We start from the raw sequence: 20,915 nt of genomic DNA, 5'->3' as shown, positions 1-20,915 counted from the left end.
TCGGCAGTGGATATTTTCCAATTGGTGGGATACAACCGGGGCAAAATCCGCTGCAACCGGCTGGTATTCGACAACCGTCGTTGTACCGCTCGTTCGTTGACGGTAAACTTGTCTTTTTTACAGTTGGGTTCGACATCCGGGTATGGGACTTGACGAGGACGCACTGGAGTACCACCGGAGCAAGCCGCCGGGGAAGATAGAGATTGCGACAACAAAGCCGACGAACACGCAGCGTGACCTCTCGCTGGCGTACTCGCCCGGCGTGGCCGCACCGTGTAACGAGATAGACGAAGACCCCGAGCGGGCCTTCGAGTACACCGCGAAAGGGAACCTCGTGGGCGTCGTCTCCGACGGCTCGGCGGTGCTCGGCCTCGGCGACATCGGCCCGGAAGCCGGGAAGCCGGTCATGGAAGGCAAGGGCGTGCTGTTCAAGCGCTTCGCCGACATCGACGTGTTCGACGTGGAACTGGACACGGACAACGCCGAGGCGATGATACAGACGGTGGCGGCGATGGAACCGACCTTCGGCGGCATCAACCTCGAAGACATTGCCGCCCCGGAGTGTTTCGAGGTCGAGCGCCGGCTCAGCGAGAAACTCGACATCCCGGTGTTCCACGATGACCAACACGGGACCGCGATCATCTCCGGCGCGGCGCTCGTCAACGCGGCCGACATCGCCGGGAAGGAACTGGACGAACTGGAGGTCGTCTTCTCCGGGGCCGGAGCATCCGCGATTGCGTCCGCGAAATTCTACGTCTCGCTGGGCGTCTCGAAGGACAACATCACAATGTGTGACTCCTCGGGTATCATCACCGAGGAGCGCGCGACGCACGAGGAACTCAACAGATTCAAACAGGAGTTCGCCCGGGACATCCCGGAGGGCGACCTCGCCGACGCGATGAACGGGGCCGACGTGTTCGTCGGGCTCTCCGTCGGCGGCATCGTTGATCAGGAGATGGTGCAGTCGATGGCCAGCGACCCCATCATCTTCGCGATGGCGAACCCTGATCCAGAAATCGACTACGAGTCTGCCAAGTCCGCCCGCGACGACACGGTCATCATGGCGACCGGTCGTTCAGACTACCCGAATCAGGTCAATAACGTCCTCGGGTTCCCGTTCATCTTCCGTGGCGCGCTCGACGTGCGGGCGACCGAAATCAACGAGGAGATGAAGGTGGCAGCGGCCCGAGCGCTGGCCGACCTCGCCAAGCAGGACGTGCCCGATGAGGTCGTCAAGGCCTACGGCGACCAGCCCCTGCAGTTCGGCCCGGACTACATCATTCCGAAACCACTGGACCCGCGAGTCCTGTTCGAGGTGACGCCCGCAGTCGCCGAGGCCGCCATCGAGAGTGGCGCGGCACGGACGGAAATCGATACGGAGGCCTACGTCGAGGAACTCGAAGCCCGGCTTGGCAAGTCCCGCGAGATGATGCGCGTCGTGCTCAACAAGGCCAAGAGCGACCCCCAGCGAGTCGTGCTTGCCGAGGGCCACGACGAGAAGATGATCCGCGCAGCCTATCAGCTGGTCGAACAGGGTATCGCCGAGCCGATACTCATTGGCGACGCCGACCGCATCGAGTCCACGCGCCGGAAGTTCGGGCTTGAGTTCGACCCCGTCGTCGTCGACCCCGAAACAGCCGACGTGGCCGACTACGCCGACCGGCTGTACGAACTCCGCCAGCGGAAAGGTATCACGCGACGCGAGGCCGACGAACTCATTCGGGACGGGAACTACCTCGGCAGCGTCATGGTCGAGATGGGCGACGCCGACGCGATGCTGACCGGCCTGACCCACCACTACCCGTCGGCCCTGCGCCCGCCGCTGCAGGTCATCGGCACGGCCGACGACGCCGACTACGCGGCCGGCGTGTACATGCTGACGTTCAAGAACCGCGTTATCTTCTGTGCCGACACCACGGTCAATCAGGACCCCGACGCGGACGTGCTGGAGGAGGTCACCCGCCACACCGGAGAACTGGCCCGCCGGTTCAACGTCGAACCGCGGGCGGCGATGCTGTCGTACTCCAACTTCGGCAGCGTCGACAACCTCGGGACGAAGAAGATCCGCCGAGCGGTATCCCGCCTGCAGGACGACGACCGCGTCGACTTCCCGGTCGACGGGGAGATGCAGGCCGACACCGCCGTCGTCGAGGACATCCTGCAAGACACCTACGAGTTCTCCGAACTCGACGACCCCGCGAACGTCCTCGTCTTCCCCAACCTCGAAGCCGGAAACATCGGTTACAAGCTCCTCCAGCGGCTGGGCGGGGCTGAGGCCATCGGGCCGATGCTCGTCGGCATGGACAAGCCGGTCCACGTCCTCCAGCGCGGCGACGAGGTCAAGGACATCGTGAACCTCGCCGGCGTCGCCGTCGTCGACGCCCAACAGGAGTAACCGATACGGCCGTCTTTTTTCGCTGTCTGCTGCAGAACGCGCAGAGCGCGTTTCGCTGTGAAATCGCATCCGAAAAAACTCAGCGTTCAGGCCTGTCGCCGGAACGCGATGTCACGTACCGCCTCGCCGTCGACCGCGGGTCGGTGGGTGGATAAAGAGTGCATCGATGACCGCCACAGCGCCAACGAGTGCGCCGACAGCGACTGCCACCTGAAGCGAGAGGTCCAGAACGACCGCGGCGACAAGTGTGAGGACGAACACCGCGGGGATGACGGCGAGGACGAGGTCGTGCCGCGTCGGCGACTGACGCGGCAACAGCTGGTCGACGTACTGTCCGCCGAAACCGTCTGGTCCGTTAGTTCTGGTACTCAACGTAACTCACCTCCCACTGTATACTATCCCATTTCTAATACATAAAATTTGGTCTGTGTGACGTTCCCCAAACGTACGCCGTGACTCGCTACGCTATCTGCATAACTTATTGAGATAATCTCCCGTGAAACGGGACCGATATAGCACCTCGAAGCAACCCGCTGCGACACGCTCTTACTGTGGCCGTCAAATCTCTCAGGGTCGCCGCTGTATGTAAGTATCCCGAACTCAGATGGCAGGACTGGAAGGAATCCAGTGCTGACGCGGCGCTGTCGGCAACGATGCGAGAGAACAGCAGGTCGCCGGTCGGCGGGACCGATCGGGGGCCGTTAGTCCGACGCCCCGCCGCGCTCGGCGCGCGACGGCGGCGGGACGCGTTCGTTTACGGTCGGCGCGTCGGGGAGAACACACCGATCCGGTTCGCCGTTGACGTGGGCGTACTGGTCGGGCGCGTTCGCCAGCGGATGCGCGGGGTTGCGGTCGCCGGAGATCCGCGCGGCACGGACCTCGCCGAAGCCGTTGATACGTGCCTGAATCCCGCGCCAGTGTAGCCCTGTCGCCGGCGGGACCGACACGGAGTGTGGCGGGTCGTAAGCGGAGCCGTGGGAGGCCAGCACCTCCGCGTTCACGTTCTCGGCGAGCTGGTCGTGGTCGATGAGTAAGCCGACGCGGGCGTTGGGCGGGGCCCGTCTCGCCAGCACGTCGAGCCCGAGATGGAGCGCCCGATACTCCGCGACGTTGTTGTCGGGACAGGTATCCGGGACCGACAGCCTGACCACGCGCTCACCGTCGAGGGTCTCGACGACGACACCCAGCCCGCCTGTCGGGCCGTTCGACCCGCTGGCGGTCGATGTCGTGCCGTTGTGGGGTCTGAACGACCCGTCTGTGGCGATGTAGAAGTCTCGATGGTGACTCCGCGGCGGGTGCGCGATGTGCGGCGTCGGTGATTCATCGAACAGGTCTCGAAGTGACGGCCGGCCGTAAGCGGCCATAGTTTCCGTTGGGTAAGCAGGGTATTAAATATATTCCCCGGACGGGGGTGGTCGTCTCGGCGCGCTGGTCCGGGCCAGTCCCGCGATACGCGCGGGACTGGCCGAATCTGTTAGCAGGTGAGAAAGAGTTATGTCGTCTTAGAACCATGCTATCAATACACATGACTCCGACAAAAATCCGGGAGCGGCTCGAAGAGTCTGGCGACCGGGTCGACAAAGAACAGTTCGTCAGCGCGTTAGAGTACGTCCGGGACGACGGCCGTACCCGTCGCCGCTGACTGCGAGAGCGGGGCTGTCGCGACTAGCGACGGCGACCGGCTAGCGGTCCGTAGCCGGCGGCTCAGTCGTCGGCGAGTCGCCAGCCGTCGCCGGCCGCTTCGGCGACGCCGCGCCGTTCCATCTCCGTGGTCACCTCGCCCAGTCGGTCCGGCTGGGCGATTTCCAGTTCCGTCCGGCTGACGCCGTGGTACTCCCGCAGCAGGCGGCGGATGTCGGCTTCCGTGTGCGTCTCCTGGTCGCTCTTTTCCATCACGCCCGAGACGAGTTCGACCATGTCCTCGACGAAGTTCCAGGGGTAGACGACCCAGGTCCACTCGTCGAGGCGCTCGCCGACGAACTCCGGTTCGTGGTCGCTGGTCTGGAGCAACTGGAGCGTCGCCGTTCGGACGCTGCTTGGGTTGCGGTCGCGGACGCACTCGGCGGCCGTCTCGATTGACTGGCCGGTGTCGGCGATGTCGTCGACGACCAGCACGTCCTTGCCCTCGACCGCGCCGTCGGCCAGCGGGTACTTTATCTGTGCCTCCTCGCCTTTCGCCGCGGTCCCGACGTAGTGTTCGACTTTCAGGCTCGCCAGGTCGTCCAGCCCGAGGAAGTCACAGAGACAGCGCCCGCCGAACCAGCCGCCCCGTGCCAGCGCGACGACCACGTCGGGCTCGAACTCGGCGGCTTTCACGTCGTCGGCCACGTCGCGACAGAGGCCGTAGATGTACTCCCAGTCGGTGATGGTACACGAAAACTCGTCCGGTAGCTCGCCCATACGAGATGGCGTGTGTGGCCGGACTTAACCGTTGCATATTCCGCATCAGTTGCCGGCCGCCGGCCGGCTCGCTACGCGTCCGGGTCGCCCTTCCGGAACTCCCGGAGCAGCACCGTCGCGTAGCTCCCCTTGGGCAACGAGAAGGAGAACGTCAGGTCGTCGCCGTCGCGGTCGACGCCGAGGTCGGTCCGGAGCAGTACCGCACGGCGCGTCCCGTCGCTGTTGAACGCCCCGGGGAGGTCGAAATCGCCCTGTTCGAGACCCACGTCGTCGAGGACCTCGCGGGCGATGTCGCCCGGCTCGCCGCCGCCGAGTTCGGTGTCGGTGCCGACCAGCGGCGCAGTGACGAAGGCCCGCCCGCGTTCGCAGTGGCGCTCGACGGTCGAAAGCCGCTTCGCCGTGACCTGCTGGGTCCGGTCGGCGTCGGGAATCGGGAAGTCCTCGGGCGCGTCGCTGTCGCGGAAACAGACCACGTCGCCCTCGACCGGGCGGTCGAAGGGCAGGCCCCGCTCCAGTCGCTCCGAGAGGATGCGGTTGAAGACGTACGACTGTGCGGCGTTGACAAACAGCGACTGGAGGTTCGACGGCAGGGCCTCCAGCGCGTCGCGGAAGTCCGCTGGCTCGTCGGCCCCGTTCTCGACCAGCCGGTGACAGATAGAGCGCTCGTAGCCCAGCGCCCCCGGGAGCTCATCCAGCGCGCCGGCCCAGTCGTGGGTTTCGTCGACGTAGGCCCGCGCCGCTTGCGTCGATTCGGGTTCGCGCTCGTGGGGGTTCCCGACGTAGGCGAGGACCGCCTCACGCCAGTCGCCGCGGGCGATGGCCAGCCCGACCTCGTGGGTGACCGGCCGGCGCGACCCGAACCGCTGCTGGCCGAAGTAGTTGGGGACGCCGACAGTCGTGTCGCCGTCCGGTAGCGCGGCGTCGCTGGAGCGGCCCTCACCTGCCGTCGGGTCGTCCCCGCTGGCGAACGCTTCGAGGTCCGCCACCACGCTGGCGGCGCTGTCGGTGTTCTCGGTGTCCCGGACGACGATTTCGAAGGCGTTGCCCGCCAAATCGCCGAAGAGAATCGGGCGGCCGGCACGGCCGATGACCTCGATGTCCGTGCCGCCGATTTCCGGCAGGTCCTCGGCCGCGACGCCTTTCACCGAGAACAGCTGGGTCGTGACCGCGCGCTTGTCCTTCGTCCCCGCCCACGACACCCGCTCGCGGGAGATGCCCAGCTTGTCCGACAGTTTGCTGGCGAAGTCGTTGGTCTCCCAGTTGCGAAGCTCCGCCCGGAAGACGAGATGGGGGTACGCGCCGGTGTCGGCGTCGGCCGGCTCGGTGTCGAACGCCTCCAGCTCCCGAACGCGGAAGTCCGCCGGGGCGGCGCGGAGGCGGCCGCCCACCCCATCGGCGTCGCTGACGTAGTACTCCATGCCGACCGCTCGCTCGATTGGGTGGGCTTCTCGCATTGGTCGAGTAGTTCGTGGCTCGGCGCTTATGCGTGGCGCTTGCGGACTCGGCGTGGGTCCGTTTCTCAGTCGATACCTAGTGTTATCACAGGACATATCCTATCTAGCCACAGGTCGTGGCTATGCGGGCGACCGGAGAGCACCACGATGCCAAAGCTAGCATGTGAGAGCTGCGGACGAGAGATTACGTTCGACAGAGACGGTCAGGAGTCCCGCGCACCGATGCGGTACTGCCCGCGCTGTGGCGAGGAGTTCCCGCCGCGCGAGGAATGGTAGGTCGGCAAGCGGCTCATTCGTACGCCTCGAACTCCCGGCCGAAGGCGATGAAGTAAACGACACCGACGAGCCCGACAACGGTCGCGACGCCGAAGGCCAGTTCCGGGCCGGCCCGGAACACGACGCCACCGATGGAGACGGCCCACTCGCTGCCGTAGAGCCAGCCACCGAGCGCAGCGCTGGGGATGACCAGCGTATTCCGGAGCAGGTAGTACGTCCCGGTGACGCGGCCGCCAGTATCCTGTTTTGCCGGGCCGACGATGAGCGCCTTGTGAGCGGGCAGGCCGGCGAAACGCAGGCCGGAGAACGCGAACAACAGCACCAGCACCCACTGGTCGCCCGGCGCGAAAATGAGGAGAAGCGGGAACACGGCATAGACGAAAAAGCCCAGCGCGACGGCGGGCTTGAGACCAGCCCACTCGGTGAGCTTTGCGACGGGGGCCATCGAGAGGATTGCGACGACCATCTCGACGCCCAGCAGGACGCCAAAGAACGCGTCGGGCCGCAGCTGGACGCCGAAGCCGGTGAACCCCACAGAGAGGAACTCCGTGACGACGATGACGAAGAAGACGTACACCATGCCGTTGGCGAACCGGACGAACGTATCGGCGACCAGCAGCGGCCGGAGCGTCGCCGGCATCGTCCGCAGGTCGGCGCGTATCTGGTCGATGCCCTCGAAGGACTTGCCGAGCGTGTCCTCGCTGGCGTCGTAGAGGACGTGCTGGGCGACAGTGGCGACGACGCCACAGGCAAGCGCGACTAGCAGCACGCGCTGGAAGCCATCGACGAAGGTCGCAGTCGTCGCAAGCAGTGCCGCGGCGGCGAGCGGTCCGAGCAGGAAGCCGATGCGGCGGAACATCTCCGTGCTGGCAAACCCCATCGCCAGTCGCCCCGGCGGAACGCTCTGCTTGACGATAGCGAAGGTCGCACCCAGCCCGAAGGACTTCCAGGCCTGTGCGAGAAAGAGGCCGACGAACACGAGCGTCCAGGCCGGCAGCGTCACCGGGCCGACCGGGATGTCGCCGACGACCGAGGCAAGATACCAGATACCGAATCCGGCTGTCGCCAGCGTCGCGAAGACAGTCAGCGCCAGCCGCGAGCCGATGCGGTCCGACACCGCGCCGCCCGGATAGGGGTACACCGCGCTGATGAGGTTCCCGACGCTGCCGTACAGGCCGATGACGCCGGCACTGGCCCCCAGAACCCGCATGTATTCTGGAATGTACCGGCTGGTCATCTGGAACGCGAGGCTAAACGCCAGCATGGACAGCGACAACACGAGCACGTCCCGCTCTAAGGCGAAGAACTGCCGAAAGGAGTCGAGAAGGTCTACGTCCTCCTCGGCTCCCGTCCCAGTTGCCATTGTCGGAGTGCAGTTTCTCTAACAACTTAACGCTCGAAGAAGAGGCAATCAGCCTCGGCTGTCCCGCCGGTTCCGTCTCAGTACGGAAGGACGAACAGGACGACAGCCAGGAACGGCGTCAGCGCGAGCAACATTGCGATGGCATAGCCGAACATTTCCCGGGCCTTGATGCGGGTGATAGCGAGCAGCGGCAGCGCCCAGAAGGGGTTCAGGAGATTCGTGTGGGCGTCGCCGACGGCGTAGGCCATCGTCGCCTGACCGGCCGGGACCCCGAGGTTCTGCGCGGCTTCGAGAATCGGCGGGCCGAGGATGATCCACTCGCCGCCGCCGGAGGGAGCAAAGATGTTGACCGTCGCGCCGGTGAGCCAGGCGATAACCGGGAACGTCTGTGGCGTCGAGACCGAGATGAGCGCGTTCGCCATCAACTGCGCCAGCCCGGAGGTGGCCATCATCCCCTGAATGCCGGCGAAGAACGGAAAGAGCAGCACGATGCCCGAGGCGGCGGTCGCCGCCTCGCCGAACTTCTCCCGGTAGGTCTGTGGGTCCATGTAGATGAAGATACCAATCGTCAGGAAGCCGAAGTTGACGATATTCAGCCCGAGCGCGTCGATGCCGGACTGGACGAACTGCGAGGCGACCAGCGCGATACCGGTCAGGCCGATAATCCCCCCGAGAACGCGACTGTGATTGATTCGCTCGGCCGGGACCTGATTGGTGGTCGCAGTCGCTTCCACGCCACCGTCACTCGCGGATTCGAACAGGTCGTCTTCGGGGATGTAATGCGTGATGCCCCGCGCCTGGTCGCCGGTCGGCGTGATGACGTAGAGGACGACGAGCGCGTAGGCTATCGACAGGCCGGTAAGAATGAGGCCGTAGGGGTGGAAGATGGTCTCCGAGGCGGAGACGACAACGTCGATGACGCCCTGCTGGATGAACTCGTTCCCCTCCGTCGCGAGCAGGAGCGGCGCGGACCCGGACAGCCCCCAGTGCCAGGTGAGGCCGAGACCGAGATAGCCCGCGACACAGAGGACCGGATAGTGGACGTTGATGTCGTTCTCGTGGGCGGTCTTGCCCATCTCCCGGGCGAAGATCGCGCCGAGAATGAGGCTCAGTCCCCAGTGGACCCAGCCGAGCAGCATCGTCAACAGTCCGACGAGGACGACCGCCTGCTTTCCGGTGCTGGGTAGCTCTGTCAGCCGGCGGATGCCGGCGTTGACGCGCGGGTGGTACGCCACGACGAAGCCGGTCATCAGGATGAGGACCATCTGCATCGAGAACGTCAGGAAGGCCCAGAAGCCGTCGTACCAGAACTGGACCATCTCGACTGGTCCGGACCCGGTGAGGCCGACGCCGGCCAGAAACACGACGTAGCTGAGGATGAGCGCGAACAGGAACGGACTTGGCATCCACCGTTCCACCCACGCAGAGAGTCGATAGCCGATACGTTCGAGCGCTGTCTCTCCTGTGTTACCAGCCGACATACTGTTGCCACCTCCTCACGAATATATCATAAAAGTTTGCGACTATTCTGTCAGTTCTGTGCCGGTCACCGGGATGTAGTAGTGGCACAGTGACGCGGTTTCGATGACTGAACCGATCTGACAGATGATTTTATTTTTGAGGCAGAGAAAGCCAGAGTATGTCTCACAAAGTCGTCGTCTCTGACACGAAAGTGATGGACGGGGAGACACGGGCGGCGGTGCTGAATGCGGTTGATGCGACCGTCGAAACGATAGCAGCGAAAGAACCAGCTGCCGTCGCACGCGCAGTGAAGGACGCTGATGCGTTAATCGTCGACGCCGGCACGCAGGTCACAGCCGAGGTCGTCGAAGCCGGGGACTCGCTTAAAGTGGTGGGCCGGGCCGGCATCGGCGTGGACAACATCGATGTGCGAGCCGCGGTCGATGCCGGTGTGACGGTGGTCAACGTCCCGGACTACTCTGTCGAGGAGGTCTCGACTCATACGTTCGCGCTCGTGCTGGCTTGCCTGCGGAAGATACCGACGTTCGACCGCTCAGTCAAGCGTGGCGAGTGGGAGTGGACTGTCGGCCAGCCGATTCGGTGTCTTGCCGGCAGCACCGTCGGCCTCGTCGCCTTCGGCAAGCTCGCAAGTCGCTTCGCCGCGAAGCTCCGGGGGTTCGACGTCGATGTCGTCGCCCACGACCCATACGTGCCCGAGTACCGGATGGGGGACCTCGGTGTCGAGTCAGTCACCTTCGAGACGCTGCTGGCCGATTCCGATATCGTCTCGCTACACGCCCCGTTGACCGACGAGACACGGGGGATGGTCGACGCGGGCGCGTTCGACCGGATGCGCGACGACGCGCTGCTCGTGAACACGGCCAGAGGCGGACTCGTCGACGAAACGGCGCTGTACGACGCGCTCGTCAGTGGCGACCTCGGCGGAGCCGGACTGGACGTGCGCGAGGCAGAACCGCCCGGAGACTCGCCGCTCCATGACCTCGACAGCGTCGTCTGTAGCCCGCACGTCGCGTGGTATTCCGAAGAGTCCCGGGTCGAACTGACACAGACCGTGGCCGAAGACGTCATCCGGGTACTTCGGGGCGCGGAGCCCGAGAACCCAGTCGACCCCGAGACCGGCTGGTTCTGACGGTTTCGGCGGCCGAAACAGTTCAGGAGTCGGCCGCGTCGAGAAGCTCGATCATCAGTTCAGCAGCTTCGACCGCTGACTCACCGAAGACGTAGGTTATCGGCTCGATACCGAACGCGCCACCGTGGTAGATGACGCGCGGAACAGCGCCGCGTTCGCGGAAGGTGGCTTCGAGCCGTTCGTTACGGTCTTCGTAGCCGGCGTCGAATTTCAGCGGCTCGATACCTTGTCCCCGGGCAGCATCGAGAAATGCCTCGTCGGTCGTCAGATTGAGCGCCGCTCGGCACGAGGGATCGACCGCCATCGCGGTCAGTATCGTCCGGGCGACGTGTTCCGACGCCCCGAACTCGGGGTTCGACGGTACGTTGACTCGCCCCCGAAGGTCGTGAATTCGACCGGGAACTGCCGCCACGTCGAGCGCGTCTTCGGCGTCCGGCAGCGCCATGCCGACGTTCATCCCCACGTTCGGGATGGCGTCGACGACGGCTTCGTTGTCGGCCAGCAGCCGCGTTGCCCGCCGGACCGACGACAGCACAGTCCGTTCCGCCTGTACTGCGGTGTCTGTCCCCCGAACACAGAGGTCACAGCCCATTCCCTGCAGCGCCGGCATCTCCTCCTCGTGGACCGCACAGATTGGGCCCCGGTCCTCGAACTCCCGTACCAGAGTGAGCAGTTCGTTCAGCACCGCATACTCGTCCATCTCGCCCGCCTCCAGCCCGTCAGCGATCCGCTCGATGGTCTGTTGCATCCGTGCGTCGTCCCGGAACCGCTCCTCGATGGTGACCGAGCCGCTGCCGTATTTGCTCACTGCGGCCTGTGTCACGCCGAGCTGGTCGGCGATCTCCTGCTGCGTCCAGCCCTCCTCGTCGAGTCTCGTGGCGAGCATCGCCCGGGCCGTCGGGAGAAACCGCTCGACCACAATTTCGCTCGGTAACTGCAGTGTCATTGCTGGGAGTGACGGGCGTAGCTCGCTTAGCAGTTGGGACTACGGACGCTGTCGGTCGGCTGCATCGTCGTGACTGCCAGCAGTGACAGACCAGAGAAGCCCAGCACCTACAGCTCACTGCGCGCGCCGCTCGTCTCCAAATTTACAACCTAGTTGTATTAGCAGGATATAATACATCGGAGTTTGTTGTATCCGCTACCAATGGCGTTCAGCGACCACCTGCTCGACATCGGCGAGAACATCTGGGACGCACAGAAGGACCACCCGTTCGTCCGCGAACTGGCCGACGGGACGCTCGACGAGGCGGCGTTCAAACACTGGGTGAAACAGGACTACCGATACCTGCAGGACTACGCACGGTTGTTCGCGCTCGCCGGCGCGACAGCAAACGACGAGTCGACGATGACGCATCTACTCGGGGTCGCCCATCAGGTGCTGGACACCGAGATGGACCTCCACCGGGAGTTTGCGTCGGAGTACGGTCTCTCGGAGCGTGAACTGGAGTCGACCGAGAAAGCCCCGACCTGTCTGGCGTACACGAACTTCCTCGTTCGGACAGCCTACGAGGGCCACGAGGCCGAAATCGCCGCGGCGCTGTACCCCTGCATGCAGGGCTATCTCGATGTCGCCCAGCACATGGCCGACCTGGCCGACGGCGAACACCGGTACACACCGTTCATCGAGATGTACACCAGTGAGGACTTCCGCGAGGCGACAGGCTGGTGTCGGGCGTACGTCGACCGCTGTGGCGAACGGTATCCCGGCCAGCACGACGCCATGGAGGCGGCGTTCCTGACGAGCGCGAAGCTCGAACACCGGTTCTGGGAGATGGCCTACACGCAGGAGGGGTGGGAGCTATGACGGCCGAGACGTACGCGGCCTACGCCGAGCGCACCGATGAGCCACGATTCACCGACTGGCTCCGCGAGCAGAGTCAGCCGGACTGGGACGCCGCCGTCGAGCACCGGCTCGTCGAGGAACTCGGGGCCGGCACGCTGGACGAAGACGCGTTCGCCGAGTATCTGGTACAGGACTACGCCTTCGTCGGCGAACTCGTCGGCACGTTCGGCCACGCGGTCGGGCAGGCCCCGGACATGGCGGCCAAGCGCCGCCTCGTCGAGTTCCTTGATACCGTGACCGACGAGGAAGACGACTACTTCGAACGCTCTTTCGCCGCGCTGGGCGTCGACGAGTCGCGCTGGCAGGACCCCGAGCCGACGGAGACGACGGCGGCGTTCGTCGACCTGCTGGGTCGGGCCGCGCGAGAGGGCGGCTACGCTGAGACGCTGGCCGTGCTCGTCCCTGCCGAGTGGATATACGAATCGTGGGCGACGGCGGCCGCCGCGACCCACGGCGACCCGGACGGCCCGCCCAGCGCCGGGATGTGGCTGCCCTTCTACTTCGCCGAGTGGGTGGACCTCCACGCCGTGGATTCGTTCGTCGCGTTCGTCGACTGGCTCCGGGGCGAACTCGACGCCGTCGGGCCGACGCTCTCACCGCGCCGCGAAGCCCGCGTCGCGTCGCTGTTCGACCGCACGGTCGCGCTCGAACGGCAGTTCTTCGAGACGGCCTACGAAGGGACTCAGGCGACGGCCGACGCCGAGGTGAGCCCATAGATGGTCTCCGCAGCTGTGGCCCTCGGGCTGACCGCGGCGACCGTTCTGGTGTTCACCGGGGTCGGTCTCTTCGCCGCCCGCGGTCGCATCGACTCGGTGGAGACGTACATCTCGGCCCGCGACTCGGCCGGCAGCGGGACCCTCGCCGCGACGGTCATCGCGTCGATGATGGGCGTCTGGATTCTGCTGAGCCCCGCCGAGGCCGGGGCCGCCTTCGGTGGGCTGCCCGCCGTACTGGGTTACGCCATCGGCAGCGCGGTTCCGCTCGTCCTCTTTATTCCGGTCGGCGCTCGCATCCGTGAGGTGATGCCCGCCGGACACTCGCTGACAGAGTTCGCCTACGCCCGCTTTGGCTCCGGGATGTACCTGCTCGTGTTGCTGGTCTCGGTATTTTACATGTTCATCTTCCTCGCCGCGGAGATGACTGGCATCGCTGGCGCGCTCGCACTCGTCGCAGACGTGCCGCTCTGGCAGACCTCGCTGCTCATCGGCAGCTTCGTCCTCGTCTACACGACCTACGGCGGCCTGCTCGCCAGCATCGTCACCGACACCGTCCAGACGCTGGTCATCCTGCCGCTGCTGGCCGTCGGCTTCGGCGGGGCGCTCCTCGCTCTGGGCGGGACGAGCGAACTCCACGCGACGGTAGTATCGGCCGACCCGACGCTGTTAGACCCCGGGTTCGGTCCCGGCCTGGAGTTCGGGCTGTACGTCGCGTTCGCTCTGCTGGGCGCGAACATGCTGAACCAGGGCGTCTGGCAGCGGGTGTACGCCGCCGATGGGGAGGGCGCTCTCCGTCGCGGACTGGGCATCGCCGCCGTCGTCGTCGTCCCGATGCTCCTGCTGTCCGGGCTGTTCGGCATCGCCGCGGCGGGGCTGGGACTCACCGAGTCCGGGTCCGCAAGCATCGCCTTCTTCCTCGTTGTGGCGGAGGCGTTCCCGGCGTGGGTGACGCTGGCCGTCGTCGTCCTCGCCGTGTTGCTGGTGATGAGTTCCGCCGACACGATGTTCAACGCCATCGCCAGCGTCGTCACCGCCGACCTCGCTCGACTACTGGACGACCCCGACCAGCGGACCCTCTGGCTGGGCGGGCGCGGACTGACGGTCGCCGTCGCGCTCGCCGCGATGTTCATCGGCGCACAGGGGTACAGCGTCCTCCAGTTGTTCCTGACAGCCGACCTGCTGGCCGCCGGCGTCTTCGTGCCCTTCCTCGCCGGTCTCTACACCGAGCGGCTCACCGGCCCGGGCGCGGTAGTTTCGGGCATTGCAGGACTACTCGTCGGCTTCACGTACTTCCCGTCGCTCCGTGGCCTCGTCGCCGCCGTGCCTGGCGTCGGGAGTATGCTGCCAGCGCCGTCGTTTCTGATAGCCTTCGCCGGCGCGACGCTAGTCTCAGCCACACTCACCGTCGCGGCGACGCTGCTGGGCGGGGCCGACGCCGACCTCGACGACCTCGGACGAGAGGTCCGGGCGCTCGACGACCCGGTAGCCGACGGGGGGTCCGAACGATGACCGCGACGGCCACGCTCCCCCTCGCCGCGCTGGGCTCGACGGCCTTCGGCGCGCTGGTCTGGGGGTCGATACTCGTGGTCCTCGCCGTCTTTCTGGCGGTCTGCTGGCTGGTCGTGACGGAGTGACGGTCGACCGCCGGAGTGCGTGTATTGGTAACTAGAAACACACTTATAACGACGGCGGGCGCACCCCGGCGTATGCAGACCTTCGTGCTCGCGACCAACTCCGAGACAGTCAGCGAAACGCTGTGTTCGTACCTCGAAGGGGTCCTCGACCCGGACGACAGCGTCTACGCGGTCAACTCACAGCGCGGCGGCGACAGCACGTCGTCATCGGCGGTCGCCGACGGCAAGGCCGCACTCAAAGTCGTCTCTGACCGACTGGGCGAGCAGGTGTCTGTCGAAACCTACCAGATAATCCGGGGGAACAGCCCGGCCGAGGATATCTTCGACATCGCTGAGGAGGTCGATGCCGACGAACTCGTCATCGGCGTGCGAAAGCGGAGCCAGACCGACCGACTCATCTTCGGCAGCGTCGCCCAAGATATCATGCGGCAGTCGGACTATCCGATGCGGGTCGTGCCACGAGACTGAGCAGCAACTGCTGGGGACAACTGACCGCAAAGAAACCGAAAACTGAGGGAGCCGAGCTATTCGGCCGACTCGTAGTCGTCGAAGGCGTCGATTTCGACGCCCTCGTCGGTGATTTCGGCGAGCACGACACCGTTACCGGATCCGGTGTCACGCTCGGCTGCGGCGTTGACCGCGCGGATCGCCAGGTCACGAGCCTCGGCGAGGCTCATCTCAGGGTCGTACTGCCCCTCGATGGTCCCCGTCGCGACCATCGTCCCGGAGCCGGTGACGGTGTAGTCGTCTTCGAGCACGCCGCCGGCCGGGTCGACACTGTAGACGTGGCTGCCCTCTTCGTCGACGCCGCCGACGATGGGGTTGATGGCGAAGTACGGGCCGCCGCGTGCGAAGTTACCCGCCAGCGTCGCCAGCGCGTGGATCGAGAGCGGTTCGTCCCGGCGGACCTCGTAGAGGTCGGCCTCCGCGCGCAGCGAGCGGATGAACGACTGTGCGCCGCCGACGCTGCCGACCAGCGTCATCGCGGCCGTCGGGTGGATCTGCTCGACCTTCTGGACCTGTTTGTTCGAGACGAAGCGGCCACCGAGAGAGGCGCGCCGGTCCGTCGCGATGACGACGCCGTTCTCCGTCGAGAGGCCGACGGTGGTCGTCCCGGTCTTGACGACGTTCTCCTCGTCGCGGCCGCCGTCCTCGTTCGGGAGCGTGCCGACCTCTGGTTCGTAGGCGTCAGTCAGTCGGTTCTCGGGGTCGTACATCAGTTCTCACCTCCGAGTTCGAACTCTTCGAGGCGCTCGGCAATGTCGTCCTCCGAGAGCTTCTCGAACTGCTCGGTCTCGACGTCGATTGTGGCGATGTCGACGCCGGTGGCGTCGAGGCCGTCGTCGTTGACCGACGCGAGCGCCCGGAGCGCGAGTTCGATGCCGCCTTCGAGGTCCATCCCCTCGGCGTACTCGTCTTCGAGGAACGACTGGATGTCCTCGCGGGAGCCGCCGATGGCGACAGCCTGCCACTCGTAGGGCGTCCCCGACGGGTCCGTCTCGAAGAGGCGCGGTTCGCCGGCCTCGATGCCGGCGACCAGCAGCGCGACACCGAACGGGCGCGCGCCGCCCGTCTGGGTGTACTGCTGGATGTAGTCCGTGATTTCCTTGGTCAGCGACTCGACGGAGGCCGGCTCGTCGTAGCGCAGGCGGTTGACCTGGGCCTGTCGGCGCGCCACGTCGATGAGTTGCCGGGCGTCAGCCACGTGGCCCGCGCTGGCGACGCCGACGTGTGAGTCGATTTCGTGAATCTTCTCGATGCTGTCGCGCTCGATGAGCGGCGACCGGGCGTGGCGGTCCGCGGCGATGACCACGCCGTCCTCGGTGCGGACCCCGACGCTTGCGGTTCCGCGCTTGACGGCTTCTCGTGCGTACTCGACCTGATAGAGGCGTCCGTCCGGGGAGAAGATGGTAATCCCGCGGTCGTAGGCCTGTTGTTCGTTTCCTTGCATAATGTGTCGTGTTGTTGTTCACCTGAGGTTAGGGTTGCTCTTATATAACCGTATCGCGAGCCGCTGCCCTCAGAACAGCGGCAGGTCGCCGGTGACGCGGTCCACCAGCTCGTCCTCGGCGGGGCCGACGGCGAGCGCCGTGACGGTTCCCGGGTCGAGCTGTGTGTGGCCGGCGTCCCGGACGACCGCATGCGGCAGGCCTTCGCGCTCGGCCACGTCCGCGAGTTCGAACAGCTCGGACTCGCTCGTGGCTTTCAGGACGACTTTCTTCTGGCCCGCGCCCTTCCAGGCTTTCCGGGGCTTCGGGCCGGCGTCCTCGTAGGCCGACAGCGAGGCGTGGGCAACCTGGGCGGCGAGCTTGCCCTCACCCATACCGAGGTCGGCCCGCGCGACGATAGCCTGCTTCATATGATTACATGGCCACCCGTACTTAAACTCCCGTCGGACTCCCTCCACGGTTGCACATACCACAGAGTACATACGCCGTGGCCGAGGACATCCCTGACGATTCTTTGGCTGGTGTGTCCGAGAGTCATACCGATCACTGTTGACTCACCAACGTTTGCGACGCTGACAAACTGCCGTGTCTCGTCTTTCCAACGGAGCCAACGCCCTGTGTCAGCCACGGGAGCTTCAGTCGGCGTCTCATCTCCGACCAAGACACGAGCCGAAGTATCGCCTTACTGGCAGAAATTGGGTATTAACGAAAAAACACCCCTTGTTACTAATGGCCGATGTCATCAGTATTACCAATCGAACGCAGTGTAGCCGGGGGGCTGTATAGCTCAGGCCAAACAACAGCCGGGGAGTCTGTCAATGAGTGACGACTCAGGGGGTGTCGATATCCCATTCATCGCCGTCACGGCCGTAATCACGCTGTTCGTCGTCGGGACGACAGTCGCCGTCGCAGGCGTCGGCCTGGGACAGGTCACTCCATCGGCACAGTCGTTTCTGGTACAGACTGACGACCGGAGCCCGTCCCAGCCCTGTGCCCCGGGCGAGGACCTGTTGGCGAAGTACAACTGGGAATCGACCGATGACGGGTTCGGATTCGTCTTCGAGAAGGGAGCAAGCGACGCCGTCACGTTCAATGTGATAGCGTATGATGGAGGCCCGTCCGAAGGACCAACTGAAGTCGAGTGGACATCGCAAGTCCCCGTCGATGTCGAGGTTGTCAAGTCTGGCGGCGGGAGCGACATAAACCAAGCAAACGAACTGGATCCGGCGGCAACATCGGGAACAGCTACGTCACAGCAGGGAATTAGTTTCCTAGCTTTTTGTACGGTGCCATCGACGCCGACGCCAACTGAACAACCCACTGAAGAGCCAACTGAACAACCCACTGAAGAGCCAACTGAACAACCCACTGAAGAGCCAACTGAACAACCCACTGAAGAACCAACTGAACAACCCACTGAAGAACCAACTGAACAACCCACTGAAGAACCAACTGAAGAACCGACGGAGGAGCCCACGAAGACGCCGGAAGACACGGTGTACTGGCAGGTAGACTTCGGACCGGGCGAAGAACCGCCTGATCCGCCGTATTACGGCGAGAACGACCGTGACCTGATGGCCGCACTCGGAAACTCCGAGGACGGGGTCAGACAGAACCCCTCTGTTCTCCATCAGAACAGGCCAGGGCAGCTGCAGAACGTCACCATCACCGGCAAGTCGTTTAGTTTCGACGACCCTGACGACCCGACGCAGGTCACCGTGGAATTCACCATTCCGGAGGACGGGCCAAATCGGACGCTCCACCTTGCATCTTTCACCTTGCCCGGGGCGTTCAACTACTCTGAAGTCCCCCAGCAAGAACTGCACACGGTCACAAGCGGGAACTTCACCGCTGGCGAGACCGGGACGCTGACCATCAGTATCCCACAGCCTACCAGCGGGCCGAGTTCGTCGGCAGGGCGGCGGTCGGCGCTCGTGCTGTTCGGGTTCGGCACCACGCTGCTCGGTATGACAGTTGTCGGCCGACGACGGCAGCTGTAGCGGACCGAGTGCTCTCGCGCCGAACCCGCGATGCGGTCGAGCGTGGGCCAGAACCGGGAGGTTTAGGCCCGCGGCCGCAAACGCCACTCTCATGATACTCTCAGATGCGGATATTCTCCGACGGCTGGAACAGGGTGACCTCGTCGTCGAGCCGCTCGACGACCCGGACATCCAGATTCAGCCCGCCAGCGTCGACCTCCGTCTCGGTCGCGAGTTCCTGGAGTTCCAACACGCCAACATTCCCTGTATTCATCCGAACTCAGAGGCCGAAGTCGCAGACTACGTCGAGGAGACCGTCATCGAAGAGGGCGGAGAGTTCATTCTCCACCCCGGCGACTTCGTGCTGGGGACAACCCACGAGCGCGTCGCCATCCCCGACGACCTCATCGCCCACGTCGAGGGCCGGTCGTCGCTGGGCCGGCTGGCGATTGTGGTACACGCGACCGCCGGGCTGTGTGACCCCGGCTACGAGGGACAGATCACGCTCGAACTGTCGAACCTCGGCACCGCACCCGTTGCGCTCACGCCGGGCATGCGGATCTCACAGCTCACGTTCACGGAACTCAAGACGCCGGCCGACCGCCCGTACGGGGCCGAGCGCGGCTCGAAGTATCAGGGCCAGTCCGGGCCGCAGGCGAGCAAGATACAGGGGGACAGAGAATTCGGGGGCGACCAATGAGCGGGGCGGCACACGGCGGGGGGCGGCGATAGATGCGGTTCATCGAGGAGATCGTCGTCGACGACTTCCTGCCGACGTTTCGCTCGCTGCTGGCCGACGCTCTCAGGGAGCGTGGCCTGACCCAGTCAGAAGTCGCCGACCTGCTGGGCATCAGCCAGAGCGCGGTCTCGAAGTACGTCCACGGCGACGTGGCGCGCCACGAGGACCTGCTGGCCCACCGCGGGCTGGAAGAGTTGGTCGAGCGGCTGGCCGACGGGCTGGCTGACGGCGACATGAGTCCGGTGCAAGCCCTTGTCGAGACGGAGGTGTTCATCCGCGAACTCGAACAGGGCGGCGTCCTCGCACAGCTACACGAGGACGCCGTCCCGGAACTGGGCGACTACGACGACGAGTTCGCCGTCCACGACCCGGACTCACAGCTCCGGTCAGCAGAACGAACGCTCGCGTCGGTGCGGCGCGGCCTCAGCGTGCTGGAAAACACCAGCGGGTTCGCGACGCTGATCCCGGCGGTGGGATCGAACCTCGTCCAGTGTCTCCCTGACGCCGACAGCATCGAAGACGTGGCGGCCGTCCCGGGGCGGATTCTCGACGTGAAGGGGCGGGCAACGATTCCGGCAGACCCGGAGTTCGGCGTCAGCGAACACGTCGCGACGCTGTTGCTGGCGGCACGGACCGCCGGCAGCGACGCCCGCGCGGTGTTGAACGTTCGGTACGACGAAAGCGTCGTCACCGCGTTACGGGATACGAGCCGGACCGTCGTCGAGTTCGACGCCGAGGAGAGCGTCGAACCGGCTGTCGCGACTGCACTGGCTGACAACCCAGCGGCCGACGTGCTCTATCACACCGGCGCGATGGGAATCGAGCCGGTCGTGTACCTGCTCGGGGACGACGCCGTATCGGTCGCCGAAACCGCCCGCGAAATCCTGTGACCGACGCGCAGTCGTTCTACGGCCGGTGGGCGCGGGTGTATGACTGGATAGCGAATGCGCCCGGTGTGACGGCATGGCGCGACAGGACGGTGGAGGCGCTGGCGCTCGCACCCGGCGACACCGTCGTCGAAATGGGCTGTGGCACGGGCGCGAACGTTCCTCACCTCCGCGAGCGAGTCGGGCCGGCGGGTGGAGTCGTCGGCATCGACGTGACGCGGGAAATGCTCGACCGTGCAGGCGAACGGCGCAGGAGAACCGGTGAAGGCGTCCACTACGTGCAGGCCGATGCGTCCCGACCGCCCGTCCGGGCGGCGGACGCCGTGCTGGCGACGTTCGTCGCCGGTATCTTCGAGGACCCCGCGGCGGCCGTCGACGCGTGGTGTGACTGTGTGGCCCCGGGCGGCCGTGTCGCGCTGCTGAACTTCCAGCGGAGCCCCAGCGCCCTCGCCGCGCCGCTGAACCTCGCGTTCGAGGGGTTCGTCCGCCTCTCCGCGCCGGGGACGCGGCTCTCGACGCGGTCACACGCCAGCGCGTTCGAGCGGCGGGTGCGGGCGGCCCGCGAGCGACTCACGGCGCGGACCGTCGACAGGCGCTACGAGACGCTCACCGGGGGCTACCTCGGCCTGCTAAGCGGGACTGTGCCCTGACGGGCGCGGGCCGAAC

General features: G+C 65.4%; 22 protein-coding genes. 12 read left to right on the top strand and 10 right to left on the bottom strand.

All coding sequences use genetic code 11. The annotated features are described in order from the left end of the window. The first annotated feature begins 142 nt into the window (after nt 1–142). Entirely contained in the window at nt 143–2,395 is a 2,253-nt protein-coding gene (locus AMS69_RS07955) for an NADP-dependent malic enzyme (protein WP_053967532.1), read from the top strand. A gap of 111 nt (nt 2,396–2,506) precedes the next feature. On the opposite strand, the gene AMS69_RS07950 is transcribed toward AMS69_RS07955, so the two are convergent. The 4 genes from AMS69_RS07950 to truD form a co-directional block, all read right to left on the bottom strand. Next, a complete protein-coding gene (locus tag AMS69_RS07950) occupies nt 2,507–2,767 on the bottom strand; it encodes a hypothetical protein (RefSeq protein ID WP_053967531.1) in 261 nt (86 codons plus the stop codon). Between the two features lie 329 nt (nt 2,768–3,096). Then, nucleotides 3,097–3,759, bottom strand: a complete 663-nt coding sequence (locus AMS69_RS07945) for a ribonuclease H (protein ID WP_053967530.1) — start codon at nt 3,757–3,759, stop codon at nt 3,097–3,099. Between the two features lie 340 nt (nt 3,760–4,099). Continuing rightward, complete coding sequence (locus AMS69_RS07940; RefSeq protein ID WP_053967529.1) at nt 4,100–4,795, bottom strand: phosphoribosyltransferase; 696 nt, start codon at nt 4,793–4,795, stop codon at nt 4,100–4,102. Between the two features lie 71 nt (nt 4,796–4,866). Continuing rightward, entirely contained in the window at nt 4,867–6,249 is a 1,383-nt protein-coding gene (truD, locus tag AMS69_RS07935; RefSeq protein ID WP_053967528.1) for a tRNA pseudouridine(13) synthase TruD, read from the bottom strand. A gap of 147 nt (nt 6,250–6,396) precedes the next feature. On the opposite strand from truD, the gene AMS69_RS21065 reads away from it, so the two are divergent. Next, nucleotides 6,397–6,525 carry a hypothetical protein gene (locus tag AMS69_RS21065; RefSeq protein WP_255410195.1) on the top strand — a complete coding sequence of 43 codons (129 nt, stop codon included), beginning with the start codon at nt 6,397–6,399 and terminating at the stop codon, nt 6,523–6,525. Nucleotides 6,526–6,538: 13 nt separating this feature from the next. On the opposite strand, the gene AMS69_RS07930 is transcribed toward AMS69_RS21065, so the two are convergent. Both AMS69_RS07930 and AMS69_RS07925 read right to left on the bottom strand, forming a co-directional pair. Then, complete coding sequence (locus AMS69_RS07930; protein ID WP_053967527.1) at nt 6,539–7,888, bottom strand: MFS transporter; 1,350 nt, start codon at nt 7,886–7,888, stop codon at nt 6,539–6,541. A gap of 77 nt (nt 7,889–7,965) precedes the next feature. Beyond that, nucleotides 7,966–9,369 (bottom strand): short-chain fatty acid transporter, encoded by a 1,404-nt coding sequence (locus AMS69_RS07925; protein WP_053967526.1) that lies wholly within the window; start codon nt 9,367–9,369, stop codon nt 7,966–7,968. A gap of 158 nt (nt 9,370–9,527) precedes the next feature. Here AMS69_RS07925 and AMS69_RS07920 point away from each other — a divergent pair, with 158 nt between their 5' ends. Next, nucleotides 9,528–10,499 (top strand): C-terminal binding protein, encoded by a 972-nt coding sequence (locus AMS69_RS07920; RefSeq protein ID WP_053967525.1) that lies wholly within the window; start codon nt 9,528–9,530, stop codon nt 10,497–10,499. Nucleotides 10,500–10,521: 22 nt separating this feature from the next. On the opposite strand, the gene AMS69_RS07915 is transcribed toward AMS69_RS07920, so the two are convergent. Next, complete coding sequence (locus AMS69_RS07915; protein ID WP_053967524.1) at nt 10,522–11,445, bottom strand: thiamine-phosphate synthase family protein; 924 nt, start codon at nt 11,443–11,445, stop codon at nt 10,522–10,524. Between the two features lie 201 nt (nt 11,446–11,646). Between AMS69_RS07915 and tenA the strand changes: the two genes are divergently transcribed. The 5 genes from tenA to AMS69_RS07895 all read left to right on the top strand — a co-directional run bounded on the left by tenA (nt 11,647) and on the right by AMS69_RS07895 (nt 15,163). After that, nucleotides 11,647–12,306 carry a thiaminase II gene (gene tenA / locus AMS69_RS07910; RefSeq protein ID WP_053967523.1) on the top strand — a complete coding sequence of 220 codons (660 nt, stop codon included), beginning with the start codon at nt 11,647–11,649 and terminating at the stop codon, nt 12,304–12,306. Beyond that, on the top strand, nt 12,303–13,061 hold the full coding sequence (locus AMS69_RS07905; RefSeq protein WP_053967522.1) for a TenA family protein: 759 nt from the start codon (nt 12,303–12,305) through the stop codon (nt 13,059–13,061). The genes tenA and AMS69_RS07905 overlap by 4 nt, the downstream gene beginning before the upstream one ends. Then, a complete protein-coding gene (locus tag AMS69_RS07900; protein ID WP_053967521.1) occupies nt 13,062–14,570 on the top strand; it encodes a sodium:solute symporter family transporter in 1,509 nt (502 codons plus the stop codon). After that, complete coding sequence (locus tag AMS69_RS21060; protein ID WP_274378002.1) at nt 14,567–14,695, top strand: hypothetical protein; 129 nt, start codon at nt 14,567–14,569, stop codon at nt 14,693–14,695. The genes AMS69_RS07900 and AMS69_RS21060 overlap by 4 nt, the downstream gene beginning before the upstream one ends. 72 nt (nt 14,696–14,767) lie before the next feature. Then, nucleotides 14,768–15,163 carry a universal stress protein gene (locus AMS69_RS07895; protein WP_053967520.1) on the top strand — a complete coding sequence of 132 codons (396 nt, stop codon included), beginning with the start codon at nt 14,768–14,770 and terminating at the stop codon, nt 15,161–15,163. Between the two features lie 56 nt (nt 15,164–15,219). On the opposite strand, the gene psmB is transcribed toward AMS69_RS07895, so the two are convergent. From psmB to pth2, 3 genes are all read right to left on the bottom strand, one after another. Continuing rightward, entirely contained in the window at nt 15,220–15,912 is a 693-nt protein-coding gene (gene psmB, locus AMS69_RS07890) for an archaeal proteasome endopeptidase complex subunit beta (RefSeq protein WP_053967519.1), read from the bottom strand. Beyond that, nucleotides 15,912–16,646 carry an archaeal proteasome endopeptidase complex subunit alpha gene (gene psmA, locus AMS69_RS07885; protein ID WP_053967518.1) on the bottom strand — a complete coding sequence of 245 codons (735 nt, stop codon included), beginning with the start codon at nt 16,644–16,646 and terminating at the stop codon, nt 15,912–15,914. Before psmA ends, psmB begins: the two co-directional genes overlap by 1 nt. A 69-nt stretch (nt 16,647–16,715) precedes the next feature. Next, on the bottom strand, nt 16,716–17,054 hold the full coding sequence (pth2, locus tag AMS69_RS07880; protein ID WP_053967517.1) for a peptidyl-tRNA hydrolase Pth2: 339 nt from the start codon (nt 17,052–17,054) through the stop codon (nt 16,716–16,718). A gap of 408 nt (nt 17,055–17,462) precedes the next feature. Between pth2 and AMS69_RS19990 the strand changes: the two genes are divergently transcribed. The 4 genes from AMS69_RS19990 to AMS69_RS07860 all read left to right on the top strand — a co-directional run bounded on the left by AMS69_RS19990 (nt 17,463) and on the right by AMS69_RS07860 (nt 20,899). Further along, nucleotides 17,463–18,644, top strand: a complete 1,182-nt coding sequence (locus AMS69_RS19990) for a PT domain-containing protein (protein ID WP_053967516.1) — start codon at nt 17,463–17,465, stop codon at nt 18,642–18,644. A 91-nt stretch (nt 18,645–18,735) separates the two neighbouring features. Further along, nucleotides 18,736–19,323 (top strand): dCTP deaminase, encoded by a 588-nt coding sequence (dcd, locus tag AMS69_RS07870; protein ID WP_053967515.1) that lies wholly within the window; start codon nt 18,736–18,738, stop codon nt 19,321–19,323. 32 nt (nt 19,324–19,355) lie between these two features. Continuing rightward, nucleotides 19,356–20,252 carry a thiamine-phosphate synthase family protein gene (locus AMS69_RS07865; RefSeq protein ID WP_053967514.1) on the top strand — a complete coding sequence of 299 codons (897 nt, stop codon included), beginning with the start codon at nt 19,356–19,358 and terminating at the stop codon, nt 20,250–20,252. Further along, nucleotides 20,249–20,899 (top strand): class I SAM-dependent methyltransferase, encoded by a 651-nt coding sequence (locus AMS69_RS07860; protein WP_053967513.1) that lies wholly within the window; start codon nt 20,249–20,251, stop codon nt 20,897–20,899. The genes AMS69_RS07865 and AMS69_RS07860 overlap by 4 nt, the downstream gene beginning before the upstream one ends. Nucleotides 20,900–20,915 lie beyond the last annotated feature (16 nt).

Source organism: Haloarcula rubripromontorii, from assembly GCF_001280425.1.
GTDB lineage: Archaea > Halobacteriota > Halobacteria > Halobacteriales > Haloarculaceae > Haloarcula > Haloarcula rubripromontorii.
The sequence above is the reverse complement of the archived record's forward strand: the minus strand, read 5'-3'. Positions and strand labels throughout refer to the sequence as shown.

What these genes read in the sequence shown, in the direction of transcription:
- AMS69_RS07955 (WP_053967532.1), top strand. Translation starts at nt 143, where the DNA reads ATGGGACTTGACGAGGACGCACTGGAGTACCACCGGAGCAAGCCGCCG.
- AMS69_RS07945 (WP_053967530.1), bottom strand. Translation starts at nt 3,759, where the DNA reads ATGGCCGCTTACGGCCGGCCGTCACTTCGAGACCTGTTCGATGAATCA.
- AMS69_RS07940 (WP_053967529.1), bottom strand. Translation starts at nt 4,795, where the DNA reads ATGGGCGAGCTACCGGACGAGTTTTCGTGTACCATCACCGACTGGGAG.
- truD (WP_053967528.1), bottom strand. Translation starts at nt 6,249, where the DNA reads ATGCGAGAAGCCCACCCAATCGAGCGAGCGGTCGGCATGGAGTACTAC.
- AMS69_RS21065 (WP_255410195.1), top strand. Translation starts at nt 6,397, where the DNA reads ATGCCAAAGCTAGCATGTGAGAGCTGCGGACGAGAGATTACGTTCGAC.
- AMS69_RS07930 (WP_053967527.1), bottom strand. Translation starts at nt 7,888, where the DNA reads ATGGCAACTGGGACGGGAGCCGAGGAGGACGTAGACCTTCTCGACTCC.
- AMS69_RS07925 (WP_053967526.1), bottom strand. Translation starts at nt 9,369, where the DNA reads ATGTCGGCTGGTAACACAGGAGAGACAGCGCTCGAACGTATCGGCTAT.
- AMS69_RS07920 (WP_053967525.1), top strand. Translation starts at nt 9,528, where the DNA reads ATGTCTCACAAAGTCGTCGTCTCTGACACGAAAGTGATGGACGGGGAG.
- AMS69_RS07915 (WP_053967524.1), bottom strand. Translation starts at nt 11,445, where the DNA reads ATGACACTGCAGTTACCGAGCGAAATTGTGGTCGAGCGGTTTCTCCCG.
- tenA (WP_053967523.1), top strand. Translation starts at nt 11,647, where the DNA reads ATGGCGTTCAGCGACCACCTGCTCGACATCGGCGAGAACATCTGGGAC.
- AMS69_RS07905 (WP_053967522.1), top strand. Translation starts at nt 12,303, where the DNA reads ATGACGGCCGAGACGTACGCGGCCTACGCCGAGCGCACCGATGAGCCA.
- AMS69_RS07900 (WP_053967521.1), top strand. Translation starts at nt 13,062, where the DNA reads ATGGTCTCCGCAGCTGTGGCCCTCGGGCTGACCGCGGCGACCGTTCTG.
- AMS69_RS21060 (WP_274378002.1), top strand. Translation starts at nt 14,567, where the DNA reads ATGACCGCGACGGCCACGCTCCCCCTCGCCGCGCTGGGCTCGACGGCC.
- AMS69_RS07895 (WP_053967520.1), top strand. Translation starts at nt 14,768, where the DNA reads ATGCAGACCTTCGTGCTCGCGACCAACTCCGAGACAGTCAGCGAAACG.
- psmB (WP_053967519.1), bottom strand. Translation starts at nt 15,912, where the DNA reads ATGTACGACCCCGAGAACCGACTGACTGACGCCTACGAACCAGAGGTC.
- psmA (WP_053967518.1), bottom strand. Translation starts at nt 16,646, where the DNA reads ATGCAAGGAAACGAACAACAGGCCTACGACCGCGGGATTACCATCTTC.
- pth2 (WP_053967517.1), bottom strand. Translation starts at nt 17,054, where the DNA reads ATGAAGCAGGCTATCGTCGCGCGGGCCGACCTCGGTATGGGTGAGGGC.
- AMS69_RS19990 (WP_053967516.1), top strand. Translation starts at nt 17,463, where the DNA reads ATGAGTGACGACTCAGGGGGTGTCGATATCCCATTCATCGCCGTCACG.
- dcd (WP_053967515.1), top strand. Translation starts at nt 18,736, where the DNA reads ATGATACTCTCAGATGCGGATATTCTCCGACGGCTGGAACAGGGTGAC.
- AMS69_RS07865 (WP_053967514.1), top strand. Translation starts at nt 19,356, where the DNA reads ATGCGGTTCATCGAGGAGATCGTCGTCGACGACTTCCTGCCGACGTTT.